We start from the raw sequence: 15484 nt of genomic DNA, 5'->3' as shown, positions 1-15484 counted from the left end.
CATGGCCCGTGCCGGGCTCACGGCCGAGGTGCTCGTCGCGGCCGCCGCCGACCTCGCCGACGAGGTCGGCTTCGAGAACGTCACGCTGTCCGCCCTGGCCAGGCGCTTCGGGGTGAAGGACGCGAGCCTGTACTCCCATGTGCGCAACCTCCAGGACCTCCGGACGAGGACGGCCCTGCTCGCCGGCGCCGAGATGATCGACCGGATCGCCGAGGCCGTGGCCGGACGCGCGGGCAAGGACGCCCTGGCGGCCTTCGCCGGCGCCTACCGCGCGTACGCGCTGGAGCGCCCCGGACGGTACGCGGCCACCCAGATCCCCATGGACCAGGATCTCGTCGCCGGTTCCCCCGCGATGCGGCGGACCGCCGAGATCACCTACGGCATGCTGCGCGCGTACGGCCTCGGCGAACCCGATCTCACCGACGCCGTGCGGCTGTTGCGCAGCACCTTCCACGGCTACTGCGCGCTGGAGTCCACGGGCGCCTTCGGCGCCTCCCGGGACGTACAGGCGTCCTGGAACCGGGCCGTCGACGCCCTCCACGTGCTGCTGGAGCACTGGCCGAAGGAGCAGCGGCGGTCCGCCTGACCGGCGCGGCCGGACCCGGCGGCGCACGGCGTGCCGCACCGCACGCGATGTCGACGGTGCACGACAACTGGCCAGCCTCCCAGGTGGGTTGTCTGCGGCCGCGCAGCATCGGACAGGGGGCCACTGGCAACTCGGGTGGCACGCGGGCCCGTTCGGGCACCGCCGACGGTCGGCACCCCAGGCGTCCCGCCGACCACTTAGACTGGAAGCTTCGCCGGTGCACGTGCCGCCCTGGGGGAGGGAGCGCGCCTTGTCCCAACAGCAGCTCCGACGCGGTCCGTCCAGGCCCGACCCCGAACCGCACGTGCCGCACGGCCCGCGGCCCGCGCGGCTGGTGCGCTGGCTCGGCGGATTCGGCTGCGCGGCCGCCGGATACGCGGTCTTCCAGTCCCTGATCGGCATCCTGCCGACCGGCATCGACGGGGAGTCCGCGCGGTACGCGATCGCCGTGCTGAGCGGCACCGCGACGGCCGTCGCCGCCTGGCTGTCGGCGGCCCTGCTCCGGGCCAGGTACGCGGAGGACCCGCCCGCCCCCGCGGGCGGGCGGCCCGTCCAGGACCCCTCCCCCACCGAACCGGGTCCGCTCCCCGAGCTGTTCTCGGCCGCGTACGACACCCTCGCGGACCAGATCTGCGTCGTCGACGACCCGGTGCGCGGGCGGCTCACCGGATGGTCGCACTCCCTGGGGGAGAGCGGACCGGGCCGCCCCACCTCCGTGGGCACCGCGTACGGGCTGCACATCATGCTCGACCTGGGCATGCCGGAGGGCCGTATCGGCGCCGGCGACCTGGTGGACACGCTGTGGCGGCTGCGCCTGCCCGACGGCGGATGGTCGGCCCGCTCCCAGGGCTCGCAGGCGCGCCCCGAGGTCACCGCCCTGGTGCTCGGCGCGCTCGCCAGGGCGGGGGCGTCTCGGGACCGGCTCGCCGCCGAGGTGGCCGGCTGCGCGACCGGGTTCACCCGGGAACTGGACCGCACGGGTCGTGAGTTGACGCACGTCGTGACGACCGTGCTGCGCGGTCTGCTGCGCGCCGCACCGGATTCGGACGCGTTGCCGCTGCTGCGGGACGCCCTCGTCGAGGGTGCCGTGACCGATCCCCGCCGGGAGCACCGGCGTTGCTGGGGCTACCGGCTGGCCCCCTTCCACGGGCCTCCGTCCGCGCTGCACACCGCCCAGGCCGCGGTCGCCCTGGACCGCGTGGCCCGGGTGCTGGGCGAGAACGGCAACGCGCGCGCGGCCCGCGAGGACGCGGTGCGCTGGCTGCTGGCCTGCCCGGACGCGCCGCACGACGCCTGTCTCGACCTGTCCAACCTGCGGGAGGAGGTCCGCAGGCCGCGCGCCGACGACCCCTCGCGCCACGAGGTGCTGAACGTACGCCACTTCACGGCTTCCTGGGTCGTGCGCGCCCTGCTGACCCCCGGTGCCCGGGAGATCGCGCGTGAGGACGGCCTGGAGGAGGAGTGGCGTGAGCGGCTGCACGGCGCGGCGAGCGCGGTGTGGGCCGGGCAGACGGACGGCATCTGGACGTGGGCCCGGGACGACAGCGGTGAGCTGCGCCGCCCCATGTGGATGACCTATCAGGGCCTTTCGGCGCTCCGGGCCCATGCCGTATGGGTATACCGACGGAATGGGTGAGTGGGAGGGCGTGCATGGGCGGCCGACAGATCCTGGCGACGCGGAGACTGCTGACGGAGTCGCTGCACGGCGCACTGCCGGAGCACGAGCGGGTGTCGGCGGCCCGGGCGGTGGTCACCGAACTGGGCTCCCCCGAGAGGCTGCTGGAACTGGTCGCCGAACTCGCCTCCGGTGAGGGCGACCCGGCGGGCTGCGCCGGACTCTCGTACCGGCATGTCCTCGGCTTCGACAAGCTGCTGCTGGTCGACGGCGGTCCGCACCACATGCTGCGTGCCCATCTGTGGCATCCGGGGCGAGGCGCGATCGGCCGGGAGGACATCCACAACCACCGCTCTCCGCTCGCCTCCCACGTCGTACGGGGGCGGCTGGCGATGGAGTTGTACGCGCCCCGGTGGGACGGGGGCATCGAGGCCGACCGCTACCAGGAGTCCCTGGCCGAGGGTTCGGCCGACTGGCTGCTGGAGCCGGCGGGCGCGGCCCGGCTGCGTCTGACGCAGGTGGCGGAGTACTCGGCGGGCAGCAGTTACGCCCTGCCCGCGCACACCCTGCACCGGGCGTGGTGCGCCACGGCGGAGCCGACGGTGACGCTGTTCCTGGAGACGGGAGGGGGACGCCGGCGCCGTACCGACGTGTTCACGGCGGCGGGCCCGCACCCGGAGGCGGTGCCGAAGGTGCCACTGGAGGTGGACGGGTACCTGTCCGAACTGGACGCCCTGGCGGAGCTGCTCAGACGTTCGTGAGGGCCTGGCGCACGATGTCCAGGTTGTACGTGTCGATGTCGACCGTGTGCAGTTCGTGCGGGGCCAGCCAGCGGTGCTCCTGGTCGGGCTCCGGCAGGACGATGTGCCGGGAGAGCGGTCTGACCAGGAAGTTGTCCTGCCAGTTCTTGGTCTCGTGGCCCCGGTACTCGCTCACGAACGACGACCGGCCGACTTTGCGGACGACCTCGCCGAGGAGTCCCGTCTCCTCCTTGAGCTCCCGCAGCACGCCGTCCTCGGGACTCTCGCCGGGTTCCAGCTTGCCGCACGGCACACCCCAGACGCGAGGCAGGAAGCGCTCGACGGCGCTGCGGCGCACCAGCAGGACACGGCCCTTGCGCATCACGACGGCGGCGGCCAGTCGCTTGTTACCGGGGATGTCCATGATTCCTGGGTCCCTCGCCGGTCGGATTCCACGGAGTCTTATACCCACGAAAGCCTCAACGGTACCAGGCGCCCGTACGGGACTTGGGGCGTCGGCGGTCGTGGTGTCGTCCCCGGTCCCGTCGGAGGACCGGCGCGGCGGGCGGGGGCGCCGCGGGTCCGGCGCGTGCCGGGAGCGGTGTCCGGGTCCGTGCGACCGGGCTCGGGCCGGGCGGTCCGGCGGGCGCCGAACGGTCGCGGGACCGCACCGCGGTCAGCGGGGTGCCACCGTCCACGGCCGGTCCGCGGACGCCCCGGCGCCGGGTGCGAACCGGAAGCGTGCCCCCGTGCCGTCGGACCACTCGACGCACAGGCCGCGGCCGTCCTCCACACGCACGGTGACCAGGTCCGCGAGGGCCGGCGCACCGTCCTCCGCGGTGAGCCGGGCGAGGGCGACGAAGAGGGTCGGCCCGTCGGCCGTGACACCCTCGGCGTACGGGACTCCGGCGAGCGCCGGCCCGGTCTCCCCGGGGCCGGGGCCGGGTGGCGCCGAGGGGTCCGGCGGCACCGACAGGGCGTGCGCGGGCAGGAGTTCGGAGCGTCGGCCCTCCCCCGCCGCCCAGCCCGTCACCCGTACCGGCGTTCCCGGCGGGGCGTCCGCCACCAGGTGGGCGCGCACCTCCGCGGCACCGTGCGCGACGAGCAGGCTCGTGACGCGGGCGCCGCCCGCCGCCGTGTGCCGGGACGCTGCCCAACTCCCGCCGGTACCCAGGGGTTCGATCCGGGTGCGGGACGGATCGCCGCCGAGGAGTACGCAGTTGTCGTGGCCGGATGAGGGTGCCGTCGCCGTGGAGTAGGCGAGGCGCGTGTAGTACGGGTCGTAGCGGACGTCCTCGCTGCCGTGGTTGTGGAGGCGCACCAGCCCGTCCGCCCTGGTGGACTGCAGAAGCCAGTTGGGCGGGCGGACGGGCGTGACGGCGTCGGCGCGGTCCGCGGGCCCGGGTTCCTCCGGGGACGTCCACACCGCGTGGTCCGCGGGCAGCAGCAGGGCGACGAACGCCTTGGCCGCCCAGTACGGGGAGGCGGGACCCGAGTAGCCCTGCAGGACGGCCGTGTCGGGTCCGTGCCAGCCGAGCGTCAGCAGCCCCCGTTCGTCGACGGCGCCGCGGTCGAGGAAGTACCGCAGGGCGCCGGAGGCCAGCCGCCGGGTCTCGCCGGGCCGCAGGGGCGTACGTCCGGCCAGGGTGCCCAGCCACAGCGGTGCGGTCGTCGCGAAGCGGTAGGTGAGGGACCGGCCCTGGCGCATCGGCGCGCCGTCGGAGCCGAACATGCGGGCGTAGTCGGCGAGATGGCGTTCCAGGCGGCCGCCGTACCGGTCCAGGAGGGCGGCGTCGCCGGCCAGGAGGGCGTGCAGCACCGGATAGAGGTGCATGGCCCAGCCGTTGTAGTGGTCGAAGGCACGGCCCGGTCCGTCGCTGTACCAGCCGTCTCCGGCGTACCACCGCTCGACGCGGTCGAGGCCGCGGTCGATCGCGGCGCGGGACCGCTCGGGTTCGTACCCGGCCTCCGCGAGGAAGCCGCCGACCGTCACGGGGAACAACTCCCAGTTGCAGGGCCACGGTTCGGCCGTCAGCGCGTCACCGAGCCAGGACGCCGCCCGCTGCCGGACGCCGTCGTCGAGGCGGTCCCAGAGCAGGGGGCGGGTCAGCCGCAGGGCGAGGGCTATCGAGGCGGCCTCGACGAGCGGCTGACCGCGGTGCTCGATGCGGGGCCAGACGCCCGCGGTTCCCGCGGCGAGGCCGTCGGCGTACCGCTTCAGGACCTTCTCGTCCCGCCGGAACGCCGCCAGGAGCAGGGTCCTCGCGTACCCCTCCAGGCCGTCGGAGAGGCGGCCCGACCAGCTCACCCGGTCCCCGGGGAGATGGTAGAGCGCGCGGTCCCCGGTGGCGTACGGCTCCACGGCGGCGAGCAGGGAGTCCGCGACCGCCTCCCAGTGGGCGCGGGTCAGGCCGGTGTACGGGCTCAGCACGCGGTCCTCGGGCACACCGGCGGGGCCTGCGGGCATCAAAGGGACTCCTGTCGGGCTCGGCGACCGGACCGGACGGCGCGGGCATGCCACCGGCCGGGGGCGGTGGCGCGGGGCGGGCTCGGCGGCGACGGGGTGAGGGCCTGGGGCGCCCCGGTTCCGGTCGGGACGCCCCAGGGGTCCAGCTCATCGCACCGGGCGCGCGGACACCAGCCCCCCGGGCGAGGAGTTCCTCCAACCGGGCCGAGCAGTCCGGTGGTTGACCGTACCCCGGAAGGGCAAGCGCTTTCCAGTTGCCGACGCGGGGCGGAACGCCGGGCACACGCCCCGCGTCGACCGGTCCGCTCCGCCCCGGGATAAGGACGCAGCGGACCGGCGGACACGGGATCGGCCGGGTCAACCGCCCCTGGTCCACTGCTGGTTGGTGCCCCCGTTGCAGGGGTGGGTGATCACCGCCGCCGAGTTGGCCGTGGACCCGCCGTTGACGTCGAGGCACTCGCCCCCGGCCCGGGACCTGACGGTGACGTAACCGCCCGAGGCGGTGACGGTCCACTGCTGTGCGGTGGAGGAGGCGGAGCATGCCTGCTGGGTGACGTCTGCGGCGTTCTCCTGGAGGCACAGGGAGCTGTGCCGGGCCATCAGCTGGACGTGGCCGCCGCCGACGCTCTTGAACCAGAAGCGCTGGTTGCCGCCGCCGTTGCAGGTGTACTGCGTGAGCGCGACACCCGCCTGGACGGACTGGGAGGGGATGTCCGCGCACTTGCCGCTGTGCCGCGCGGTGAGGGTCTCGTACGGGCCGCCCTGCCCCGTGACCGTTCCGGCGGCCGTGTCGACGGCGACCTCCGGGTACCAGGACATGGACATCGTGGTGGACGTCGGGAAGGCCAGCGGCAGCCAGACGTAGCGCGAGTCGTTGACGGTTCCGCCGATGGAGTTGCCCCAGCGGTCGCCCATGTAGAGGTACGAGGTGCCCGAACTGCCCTGCACGGGAAGGACGTACGCGGTCTGCGACCCGTACGCCGTCGCGTCGCCGACGTCGGCCATCGCCGTCCAGGGGCCCGCGAGGGAGGTGGCCGTGGCGTACCGCTGCTGGTTGGGGCTCCAACCCGTCGCACCGGACGTCAGCATGAAGTAGACGCCGTTGCGCTTGAAGAGCGCGGGCGCCTCGCGGTGGCCGCCGTGCCAGGGGTCGGCCACGAGGCTCGCGATGCCGGTGTAGTCGGCGGTCAGGCGGTAGATCTGGAGGTCGTAGTTCTCACGGGCCGCCGAGACCATGTACCCCGCGCCGTCCGTGTCCATGAACACCGTGATGTCCCGGGACATGTGGGTGCCGAGCGGACGGAAGCTGCCCCGCCAGGAGTAGTCGCCGTCCACGGTGTTCGAGACGGCGACCGCCGCGCGGGCCTCGCCGTAGTCCACGCCGTTCTCCTTGTGCATCCACATCACGAAGGTGCCGGTGGCCGCGTTGTACATGACCTTGGGCCGCTCGATGTTGGCGGTCGCCAGCTCCGGGTCGCTCGCCTCGGTCAGGACGTGGTTGCGGAACTCCCAGTTCTTCAGGTCGGTGGAACGGTAGGCGTCCACGTACCGGAAGGTGTTGTCGGCGTTGCGGTTCTCGCCGAACCAGTAGTAGTACGTGCCGACCTTGATGACACCGCCGCCGTGCGCGTGCACGGCGGCACCGCCGACGTCCGTGAACGGGGTTCCGTTGGTGACGGTCTGGGGTGCCGCCTGGGCGGGCGCGGCGGTCACCAGGATTCCGGCGACCACGAGACAGAGGGCTGTGAGGACGGCGTACGCACGTCTCGGGGAGAACTCGCGTCTCAACTCCGACACTCCTTCAGAACGGTGAAGCGGCCCGCCGGGCCGTCGAGTTCGCCCGCACCCCCGGCACGGCGTGCCGTCGCCCGCGTCGCGGCGGCCCGGTCGACGGCCGTGCCGGATCGGGGGACGCCGACGGAGGCGCCGGAGGGGTGGGCGGACCGGTTGCCGGTGGAGGCCGCTTGCGATGGATGCGCGGGTCTGCTCGGTTGCGGAGGAACAGCTCGGCACGGGCGTCCTCCCGTGCCGACCATTCGCAATTTCGAACAACATCTGCCAATTCCGAACGCCGAAACCGTAAGGGCGTGTTGGGGAGAGGTCAACGGTTCCGGCGCGAACTGCGACGACCGGCATGGCCCGGCCCCGAGGTGCGCTCCGGCGCCCTCGGGAACCCCGGGTGCGCCGGAGCGCACCCGGAGGCTCGTCCCCGCGGGCGAAGCCTCCGCGCGAAGGGAACGGGCATCCCCGCAGGCGGTGAACCCGCGCCCGTCCGCCGTCGGGGGCCCGCCGCCGTGCCCCGCCGCAGGGCACGGCCGCCCTGCGGCGGGGCACGGACTCGCGCGGGACCGTCCCGCATGCTGGGCGCCCCGTTCGACGGACGGACCGGGACGCGGCACCGGGCGCGGCGTCGGCTAGCGTCGGGGGATGACCAGCGCGCCCGGCGCCGGGCCCTCCCCCGCCGCGCCCTCCTTCGCCGAGGCTCTCGCCACCGGCGTCCTCGTCCTGGACGGCGGGCTGTCCAACCAGCTCGAGGCCGCGGGGCACAACCTGAGCGACGAACTGTGGTCGGCCCGGCTGCTCGACGAGCGGCCCGAGGCGGTCACCGAGGCCCACCTCGCCTACTTCGCGGCGGGCGCGAACGTGGCGATCACCGCCACCTACCAGGCGACCTTCGAGGGCTTCGCCCGGCGCGGCGTCCCGCGCGGGCGCGCAGCCCGCCTGATGGCTCTCGGCGTCACGCTGGCCCGCGAGGCGGCTGGGCGCGCCCGCGCGGGAGGGGTGCGGGCGCCCACGTGGGTGGCCGCGTCGGCGGGCCCGTACGGGGCGATGCTCGCCGACGGCTCGGAGTACCGGGGCCGGTACGGGCTGGGCGTCGCCGAACTCGAACGCTTCCACCGGCCGCGACTGGAGGTGCTCGCCGCCGCGGGAGCCGACGTCCTCGCGCTGGAGACCGTGCCCGACACCGTGGAGGCGCGGGCGCTGCTGCGGGCGCTGAGAGGGCTCGGAACGCCGGCCTGGCTCTCGTACGCCGTCGCCGGGGACAGGACGCGGGCCGGGCAGCCGCTGGAGGAGGCCTTCGGGCTCGCGGCCGACGCCGAGGAGGTCGTCGCGGTCGGCGTCAACTGCTGCGCCCCCGAGGACGCGGCCGGCGCGGTGGAGACGGCCGCGCGCGTGACCGGCAAGCCCGTCGTCGTCTACCCGAACAGCGGCGAGGTCTGGGACTCCGGGGCGCGCGCCTGGCGCGGGCGGTCCACCTTCGCACCCGGCCTGGTCACCGGCTGGCAGCGGTCCGGCGCCCGGCTGATCGGCGGTTGCTGCCGCGTGGGGCCGTCGGCGGTCGCGGGCATCGCGGCGGCCCTGCGGACGGGCTGACCCCGTACGGCCCGCCCGCCGCGCCGCGTACGCCCCCGCCCGCGAACCACGCGCCCCCGTCCGGCGCCGGCTCGGGCACAAGCACCGGCACCGGCACCGGCTCTGGCACCGCCACCGCCACCGCCACCGCCACCGCCACTGGCGGAACGCCTGCGGACCCGCACCCAGCCCGAGCCCTCGGGCGCCTCACGCATCACACACGTCACACAGCGCACGTCACCCGGGCCGGGGGCGCGCACGAAGGCCGGCCCTGGCCGTCACGTACGCCGTACGCCGTACGCCGTCCCGCGACTCACCCGCACCGCGCGCCGCACACCACCGGGGTCGTCACGGACGCCGCACGCCCCCCGTCCGGCGGAAGCGCCGGACCATCGACAGCGGCAGCACGGTCCTCCTCGGGGGAACCGGGGGCGGCTCGACGGTGGTCGCGTCCGCCTCCCAGAGCGCCAGCTCGCGGTCCCTGGGCCCGTACACGACCTCGGGCTCCCCCGCCCCGAACATCCGTACGGGATGCGTGGCATCCCAGGCCTGCCAGCCGGGGTCGCCGTCGACCGCGAACCGCACCCAGGCGGAGTGCATCGCGTCGGCGAGCTCCTGCGGGGCACCGGGACCGGCGAGTCGGGCGGCCTCGGGCAGACCCGCGGTGTCGAACACGAAGCCCAGCTCCAGGGCGTGGCACGCGCCGAGCCCGGGCACGTTCGAGGGCCAGGCGAACTCGTACACGTACGAGGCGGCCCGGTGCGCGTCCGCCAGCCGGTGCAGCGGTACGCGCAGGAGGTGGTCGGTGACCATCTGGCCGACCAGGTCCCCGGTGCTCGCCCCGGGATGGATGAGGCGGTAGCCGCGCGGGACCTCGGGGCCGGAGCGGCAGCGGGCCATCGCGCCCGCCAGCGCGACCGGACCCAGGCGGTCGACCCGCTCCAGCAGTCCGGTGGGCGCGAGCCACAGCCGGTACTCCTCGCTGGTCCAGCCCAGCAGCAGCTCGACGTCCTGGGCCGCGGCGCCCCCGGTCAGCGCCTCCATCGGCTCGCACGGCACGAGGTCGCCGTCGACGACGATGCCGAACGCGGGCCCGCCGAGGACCGGGCTGGCGCGGCGGCCCGCCTCGGCCTGGGCCTCGGCCAGGGCGTCCCGGTCGGCCGCGGCGAAGGCCTCGGCCGTCGCCGGAATCCGCAGGCGGGCCGCCATCCGGCGCACCAGCCTGCGCACCTTGTCCCGGTCGGTCGCCTCGGGCGGGCCGCTCTGCAGCGCGGCCCGCCGGAACAGCCCTCGGGCGTACGGGCTGGCCAGCAGCGCCCCGATGCTGATCGCCCCGGCGGACTCGCCGAAGACCGTCACCCGTTCGGGGTCGCCGCCGAACTGCGCGATCGAGCCGCGCACCCACTCCAGCGCGGCCAGCTGGTCACGCAGTCCGGGGTTGGCGGGGGCGTCGGGGAAGAGCCCGTACCCCTCCACGCCGAGGCGGTAGTTGAAGGACACGAACACGACCCCGTCGCGGGCGAAGGCGCGGCCGTCGTACACGGGCACGGCCGACGAACCCCGGGTCAGGGCCCCGCCGTGCACCCACACCATGACCGGGAGGCGGGCTCCGGCGCCGGGGTCGGGCGTCCACACGTTGAGGTTGAGGCAGTCGTCGCCCGGTACCACCGGGTCGGCGAGCAGTCGCGCGAACGGCTCGGAGTACGGCGGCTTGGGCGCCGTGGGCCCGAAGGCACCGGCGTCGCGCACCCCGTCCCAGGGCTCCGGCGGGGCGGGCGGCTGGAAGCGGCGGGGACCGAAGGGCGGTGCCGCGTAGGGGATGCCCCGGAAGACGGCGAGACCGTTCTCGTAGCGGCCGCGTACGGCACCGTACGGGGTGGCGACCACCGGACCCTCGGTCATACGGACCAGCTCCTCACCGTGGCGACGGACTGCCCCCTAGGGCACCACACAACCCGTGGGTCACGCAGCTCAGGACCCCGGGCCGACACCCCGGACCGGGCGGTCACCCCTTCCGGCACGGGCCGTACGGAGCTTCCCGGGAGGCCCCCGAGAGAGTGCGCGGGACGGCGCGCCACACCGGCTCCACCAGGCGCGGAAGGCCGTCCGCCCGACACACGGACGACCGTCCGGCAGCACCGGTGAACCACCTGCGCGCCACACCGGGCCCGCCCGGCACGGAAGCCGGAGCACCAGCGCACGCAAGCCGCCCCCGGCACACGCACAACCGTCCACCACCACCGGTCAGCCGCCTGCGCGCACACCGGACCCGCCCACGCGCCGTGCGGGGCGCCCCCGACCGCACGGAAGGCCGCCCCCGGCACACGCACAACCGTCCACCACCACCGGTCAGCCGCCTGCGCGCACACCGGACCCGCCCACGCGCCGTGCGAGGCGCCCCCGACCGCACGGAAGGCCGCCCCCGGCACCGCGGGCCGCCGGGCCACCGCACGGGGGCCGCCCGGTCGCGGAGGCCGTCCCCCGGCGCGCGGAGGGGCCGGCCCCGGAGCCGGTCGGGCGGCGCGGACGTACCCGCGCCCGCCGGGGCACCTCGTGCGAGGCGCCCGCGAGACCCGTCTCCGCGTGGCCGAAAGTTTCGGCTCGGCCGGATTCCGCGGAGTACCCGCCACTTCCACGCGCAGTCACGGCGGCTCTAATGTAGGAAGCGCTTTCTATCCGAAACTTTCGCTGGCCCTCGCCACGGGGCCGGAGAGGTGGGCTTGCATGGTGCGTACCGGGAGCGTGGCCGGGCCGACCCTCGCCGTCGTCGCCCGAGCGGCGGGCGTGTCGGTTCCGACGGCCTCGAAGGTGGTCAACGGCCGCGAGGACGTGGCTCCGGAGACGCGCCGCCGCGTCATGGAGGCACTCGATCGTCTCGGCTACGTGCGCAGACCCCGGTTCGACGCGGTGAGGCCGCCCGGCCTGGTCGACCTCGTCGTGCAGTCGCTGGAGAGTTCCTGGTCGGGCGCGGTCCTGCGCGGGGTGGAGGAGGCGGCCCACGACGCGGGCCTGGAGGTCGTGGTCTCGGCCGGCGGCACCGCACGGCCCCCGGCGGGCCGGGGTGAGCGCGGCTGGCTGGACAAGCTCTCCGCGCGCGGCTCCAGCGGCGTGCTCCTCCACCTGGCCGGGCTGAGCCCGTCGCAGTACGCCTGGCTGGAGCAGCAGCGCATCCCGTTCGTGCTGATCGACCCGCTGCTCGAACCCCCGCCCGGGGCCGTGTCCGTGGGCGCCGCCGACTGGCACGGCGGAGTCATCGCCACGGAGCATCTGCTCGCGCTCGGCCACGAGCGGGTCGCCGTCATCGCCGGGCACCGCCGCAGGACGTGCGGGGGCGCCCGGGTCGCCGGCTACCGCTCGGCGCTCGCCGCCGCCGGCCTGCGGCACCGTCCCGAGTACCTGCGCCACGGCGGTTACGACGAGGCCGCCGCGCACCGCCGCATGCTGGAACTCCTGGACCTGCCGGAACCGCCCACGGCCGTCTTCGCCTGCTCCGACCGGATGGCCCTCGGCGCGATCGGGGCGGCGGCCGGACGGGGGCTGTCCGTACCGGACGACATCAGCGTGGTCGGCTTCGGCGACCTGCCCGAGGCCCGCTGGGCGGCACCCGCCCTGACGACGGTGCGTCTGCCGCTCGCCGAGATGGCCGCGACCGCGCTGCGGCTGCTGGTGCGCATGATGGCGGGCGAGCAGCCGGAGGGCACCCGTACGGAGCTGTCCACCCGGCTGGTGGTGCGGGCCAGCACGGGACCGGCCCAGGACGGTGGCGGCACGGGACCCGCCCAGGACGGTCGCGGCACAGGACCCGCCCAGGACGGTCGCGGCACAGGACCGGCCTAGGGCGGTGGCGGCGCGGGACCGGGCCGCCCGGACGGACCGCCCGGCCGCGTGGCGTGACCGTCGGGTCGGAGGTCCGGTGGAGTGCCGTCGTCGGTCGTCAGCCGGGCCGCCCAGCCGACGCCGCCGAGCAGGTGCCGTCGGTAGTCGGGGTCCCGGAACGCCTCCGGGGCGTGTCCGAGCGCGGTGTAGAAGACCCGTCCGGCCCCCTCGTCGCGGCACCACACCAGCGGGTGGTCGTCACCCATGCCGCCTCCGTCGTACGAGCCCTCGTCGGCGCTCGCGAGGACCCGTACGGCGGCCCGCGGGTTCGTCCGGAAGTCGTACCACTCGTCGGTGAACTCCCAGACGGCGGGCAGGTGCCGGGTCGCCGGGTGCTCGCGGTCCTCGACGAGGACCCGGCCCGGCTGGAGGGCGGGGTGCCGCGCGAACCGTGCGCCGAGCAGTTCGCCGTACCGCGGCCAGCCGTACTCGGTGCAGGCCGCTGCGTGCACGCCGACGAAGCCGCCGCCCCCGTCCACGTACCGGGCGAGTCGTTCCCGGCCGGCGGGTGTCAGCACGTCACCGCTGGTGGAGAGGAAGACCACGGCCGCGTAGGCGCCGAGGGGCGCTTCGAAGACCGCGGGGTCCTCCGTGGCGTCCACGGTGAAGCCGTGGGCCGCGCCGAGCGAGCGCACCGCCTCGACGCCGGCCGGGATCGAGGCGTGCCGGTAGTCGGTGGTGCGGGTGTGGACGAGGACACGGGGCCGGGGGTGCGGTGCCGCCATGGGTTCCCAATCTCTGCGCGGGGCGGGCGGGCCGCCGGGGACGGAGGTCCGGGACGCCGTGTCCCACGGGCCGTGCGGGAGCCCGCGCCCCGCCCGTCGCGGGCCGGGGCCACGTGGTCGTGCTCAGGACCCGTCGCACTCAGGACCCTTCGTACTCAAGCCGTCGTGCTCAACCCGTCGTGTTCACCTCGTTGTCGGGTGCCCCGTCGCCGACCGGCGGCAGGTCCCCGCGTTCGACCGGCGCGGTGGCGGTCCGCTCGGGCAACGGCGGCAGGAGGGCGTCCAGTTCGGCGGCGTCCGGGCGGTGGGCCGCCCGCGCGGCGGCCTTGAGGACCGCGCGGTCCACGCCCGCGGAGTCCGCTTCGAGCCGCACGACGTGGCCGTCGCGCAGGAGGGCGTACTCGTGGTGACCGCCGGACGTCCGGTACCAGGCGTCCCCGTCGCGCTCGCAGACGACCGCGTCGTCGGGACCCGCCCCACCCACCGGGACCCGTTCGCAGTCCGCCCCGGTGAGGGTTCCCCGGTCCACGAACAGCCCGATCCGCGCGCCGCTGCTCCGCGACCAGTACACGGCGGAGAAGCCGTCGCCCCCGTACACGCCCACCGACTGCCGGACCACGGTGTATCCGGGCGACGCGGTGACGTACACGAGTTCCGGCGCGACCCCCAACGCCTTCGCCCGGGAGTCCAGTTCGGCCGTCCCCGGAGTCGCCCTGCCCCCGGTCGCCGGGTTCGCGGCCGGCCGGTCCGCGTCCGCCGTGGCGGCCGGGCGTTCCGTGCCGCAGGCTCCGAGCACGAGCGGCAGCACGGGCAGCAGCAACAGGGACAGGGCTCGGGCCGCACGGTTCATGATCGCCATCCTGCCCCAGGGGCGTCGGCGCGTGCGTCCGATTCGTTCAAGACGCCGCTCCGCCGCTCTCCGTACGGTGGGGACATGACTCCACGATTCGACGTCGTCGGCCTGGTCGTCTCCGACATGGCCGCCTCCCTCGCCTTCTACCGCAGCCTCGGGCTCACCTTCCCCGAGGGCTCCGAGAGCGCTCCGCACACCGAGGCGGAGCTGCCCGGCGGACTGCGCCTCGCCCTCGACACGGAGGCCACGATCCGCTCGTTCCACGCCGATTGGCGGCCTCCCACCGGCGGGGGCCGGGTCGGGCTGGCGTTCCTGTGCGACAGCCCCGCGGAGGTGGACGCCACGTACGAGGCCCTCGTCGCCGCCGGCCACCGGGGCGAACTCAAGCCCTGGAACGCCGAATGGGGCATGCGCTACGCCGTGGTCCTCGACCCGGACGGCAACGGCGTGGACCTGTTCGCCCGCCTCGGCGACCCGTCCTGAGTCCGCCCGCAAGCGCTCCGGTCGGCCGCGCGGACGACGCCGGCGGCAGCCGCGCGCCCGCTCAGCCGCGCAGCAGCCCGCCCAGCGTCGTACCGGCCAAGTCCCGTACGTCGCGGGCGAGATGGGCCTGGTCTGCGTAGCCCGCGAGCAGGGCGGCCGCCGCCGCCGGTGTCCCGTCCCTGGCCAGGTCCAGCGCGCGCTGGAGCCTCAGGACCCGTGCCAGTGTCTTGGGCCCGTACCCGAACGCGCCCAGCGCCCGCCGGTGCAACTGGCGCTCGCTCCAACCGGTCGCGTCCGCGGTGGAGGCGACCGACCTCCCCTCGGACAGGGCCGCCACGACGGCCCGCAACCGCGGGTCGGGCGGCTCCGCGTCGGCCGCGCGACCGACCGCCAGCGCCTCCAGCGCGGCGGCGGGATCGGCCGCCGCGTCGACCCGTTCCGTCAGTCGTCGCACCCGGGCCGCGCCCCACAGGTCGGCGAGGTCGACCCGCCGGTCGCGCAGCGCGTGCGCCGGTACTCCGAGGTAGGCGGGGGCGGTCCCGGGGAAGAAGCGGACGCCGGCGAACCGGGTGCCCGCGTCCGCGTGCGACGTGTGGGCGCGGGTGTCGGGCCCCGCGACGAAGAGCCGCCCCTCGGTCCACAGCAGGTCCATGCAGCCGTCGGGCAGCACCGGAGCCGCGTCGCCCGCCCCGGCGGTACGGGTCCACACCACCGCGCCGCCGAGCCGCGAGGCCCGCTCCCGGTAGCGGCCCGGCTCGTCCCCGCCCGGCTCGGCAGCCACCGGA

Annotated in this window: 13 protein-coding genes; 6 read left to right on the top strand and 7 right to left on the bottom strand. The window is 75.5% G+C overall.

From position 1 onward, the window contains the following. The first annotated feature begins 1 nt into the window (after position 1). From IE265_RS09315 to IE265_RS09305, 3 genes are all read left to right on the top strand, one after another. A complete protein-coding gene (locus IE265_RS09315; RefSeq protein WP_190034937.1) occupies positions 2 to 586 on the top strand; it encodes a TetR-like C-terminal domain-containing protein in 585 nt (194 codons plus the stop codon). A gap of 250 nt (positions 587 to 836) precedes the next feature. After that, the gene (locus IE265_RS09310; protein ID WP_229916103.1) at positions 837 to 2222 is read left to right on the top strand and encodes a hypothetical protein; all 1386 of its coding nucleotides are present in this window, start codon (positions 837 to 839) and stop codon (positions 2220 to 2222) included. Positions 2223 to 2236: 14 nt separating this feature from the next. Beyond that, positions 2237 to 2962: a hypothetical protein gene (locus tag IE265_RS09305; protein ID WP_190034936.1), complete on the top strand. Its 726-nt coding sequence runs from the start codon at positions 2237 to 2239 to the stop codon at positions 2960 to 2962. On the opposite strand, the gene IE265_RS09300 is transcribed toward IE265_RS09305, so the two are convergent. The 3 genes from IE265_RS09300 to IE265_RS09290 form a co-directional block, all read right to left on the bottom strand. Beyond that, positions 2949 to 3365, bottom strand: a complete 417-nt coding sequence (locus tag IE265_RS09300; RefSeq protein ID WP_190034935.1) for an NUDIX hydrolase — start codon at positions 3363 to 3365, stop codon at positions 2949 to 2951. The genes IE265_RS09305 and IE265_RS09300 overlap by 14 nt on opposite strands. A gap of 252 nt (positions 3366 to 3617) precedes the next feature. Further along, positions 3618 to 5408 carry a DUF2264 domain-containing protein gene (locus tag IE265_RS09295; RefSeq protein ID WP_190034934.1) on the bottom strand — a complete coding sequence of 597 codons (1791 nt, stop codon included), beginning with the start codon at positions 5406 to 5408 and terminating at the stop codon, positions 3618 to 3620. A gap of 357 nt (positions 5409 to 5765) precedes the next feature. Beyond that, positions 5766 to 7196 carry an RICIN domain-containing protein gene (locus tag IE265_RS09290; RefSeq protein WP_190034933.1) on the bottom strand — a complete coding sequence of 477 codons (1431 nt, stop codon included), beginning with the start codon at positions 7194 to 7196 and terminating at the stop codon, positions 5766 to 5768. Between the two features lie 639 nt (positions 7197 to 7835). Here IE265_RS09290 and mmuM point away from each other — a divergent pair. Then, complete coding sequence (gene mmuM, locus IE265_RS09285) at positions 7836 to 8783, top strand: homocysteine S-methyltransferase (protein WP_190034932.1); 948 nt, start codon at positions 7836 to 7838, stop codon at positions 8781 to 8783. A gap of 327 nt (positions 8784 to 9110) precedes the next feature. Here mmuM and IE265_RS09280 read toward each other — a convergent pair whose 3' ends face one another. Beyond that, positions 9111 to 10664, bottom strand: coding sequence for a carboxylesterase/lipase family protein (locus IE265_RS09280; RefSeq protein ID WP_190034931.1), 1554 nt, complete (start codon positions 10662 to 10664; stop codon positions 9111 to 9113). A gap of 822 nt (positions 10665 to 11486) precedes the next feature. Here IE265_RS09280 and IE265_RS09275 point away from each other — a divergent pair. After that, a complete protein-coding gene (locus IE265_RS09275) occupies positions 11487 to 12599 on the top strand; it encodes a LacI family DNA-binding transcriptional regulator (RefSeq protein WP_190034930.1) in 1113 nt (370 codons plus the stop codon). On the opposite strand, the gene IE265_RS09270 is transcribed toward IE265_RS09275, so the two are convergent. Together IE265_RS09270 and IE265_RS09265 are read right to left on the bottom strand one after the other, a co-directional pair. After that, the gene (locus IE265_RS09270; protein ID WP_190034929.1) at positions 12596 to 13363 is read right to left on the bottom strand and encodes a ThuA domain-containing protein; all 768 of its coding nucleotides are present in this window, start codon (positions 13361 to 13363) and stop codon (positions 12596 to 12598) included. The two genes, IE265_RS09275 and IE265_RS09270, sit on opposite strands and share 4 nt — an antisense overlap. A gap of 169 nt (positions 13364 to 13532) precedes the next feature. Further along, positions 13533 to 14213, bottom strand: coding sequence for a hypothetical protein (locus IE265_RS09265; RefSeq protein WP_190034928.1), 681 nt, complete (start codon positions 14211 to 14213; stop codon positions 13533 to 13535). A gap of 84 nt (positions 14214 to 14297) precedes the next feature. Here IE265_RS09265 and IE265_RS09260 point away from each other — a divergent pair, with 84 nt between their 5' ends. Then, on the top strand, positions 14298 to 14699 hold the full coding sequence (locus IE265_RS09260) for a VOC family protein (RefSeq protein WP_190034927.1): 402 nt from the start codon (positions 14298 to 14300) through the stop codon (positions 14697 to 14699). A 61-nt stretch (positions 14700 to 14760) separates the two neighbouring features. Here IE265_RS09260 and IE265_RS09255 read toward each other — a convergent pair whose 3' ends face one another. Continuing rightward, positions 14761 to 15480: a DUF6597 domain-containing transcriptional factor gene (locus IE265_RS09255; RefSeq protein ID WP_190034926.1), complete on the bottom strand. Its 720-nt coding sequence runs from the start codon at positions 15478 to 15480 to the stop codon at positions 14761 to 14763. Positions 15481 to 15484: the final 4 nt, after the last annotated feature.

The organism is Streptomyces fructofermentans (genome assembly GCF_014651055.1).
Classification (GTDB): Bacteria; Actinomycetota; Actinomycetes; order Streptomycetales; family Streptomycetaceae; genus Streptomyces; species Streptomyces fructofermentans.
Note: the sequence above shows the minus strand (reverse complement) of the source record. Positions and strands in the feature narration are given on the sequence as shown.

Bases quoted from the DNA above. Each gene is read 5' to 3' on its own strand.
- IE265_RS09260 (WP_190034927.1), top strand. From the start codon at position 14,298: ATGACTCCACGATTCGACGTCGTCGGCCTGGTCGTCTCCGACATGGCC.
- IE265_RS09305 (WP_190034936.1), top strand. From the start codon at position 2,237: ATGGGCGGCCGACAGATCCTGGCGACGCGGAGACTGCTGACGGAGTCG.
- IE265_RS09280 (WP_190034931.1), bottom strand. From the start codon at position 10,664: ATGACCGAGGGTCCGGTGGTCGCCACCCCGTACGGTGCCGTACGCGGC.
- IE265_RS09315 (WP_190034937.1), top strand. From the start codon at position 2: ATGGCCCGTGCCGGGCTCACGGCCGAGGTGCTCGTCGCGGCCGCCGCC.
- IE265_RS09275 (WP_190034930.1), top strand. From the start codon at position 11,487: ATGGTGCGTACCGGGAGCGTGGCCGGGCCGACCCTCGCCGTCGTCGCC.
- IE265_RS09270 (WP_190034929.1), bottom strand. From the start codon at position 13,363: ATGGCGGCACCGCACCCCCGGCCCCGTGTCCTCGTCCACACCCGCACC.
- mmuM (WP_190034932.1), top strand. From the start codon at position 7,836: ATGACCAGCGCGCCCGGCGCCGGGCCCTCCCCCGCCGCGCCCTCCTTC.
- IE265_RS09295 (WP_190034934.1), bottom strand. From the start codon at position 5,408: ATGCCCGCAGGCCCCGCCGGTGTGCCCGAGGACCGCGTGCTGAGCCCG.
- IE265_RS09265 (WP_190034928.1), bottom strand. From the start codon at position 14,213: ATGAACCGTGCGGCCCGAGCCCTGTCCCTGTTGCTGCTGCCCGTGCTG.
- IE265_RS09300 (WP_190034935.1), bottom strand. From the start codon at position 3,365: ATGGACATCCCCGGTAACAAGCGACTGGCCGCCGCCGTCGTGATGCGC.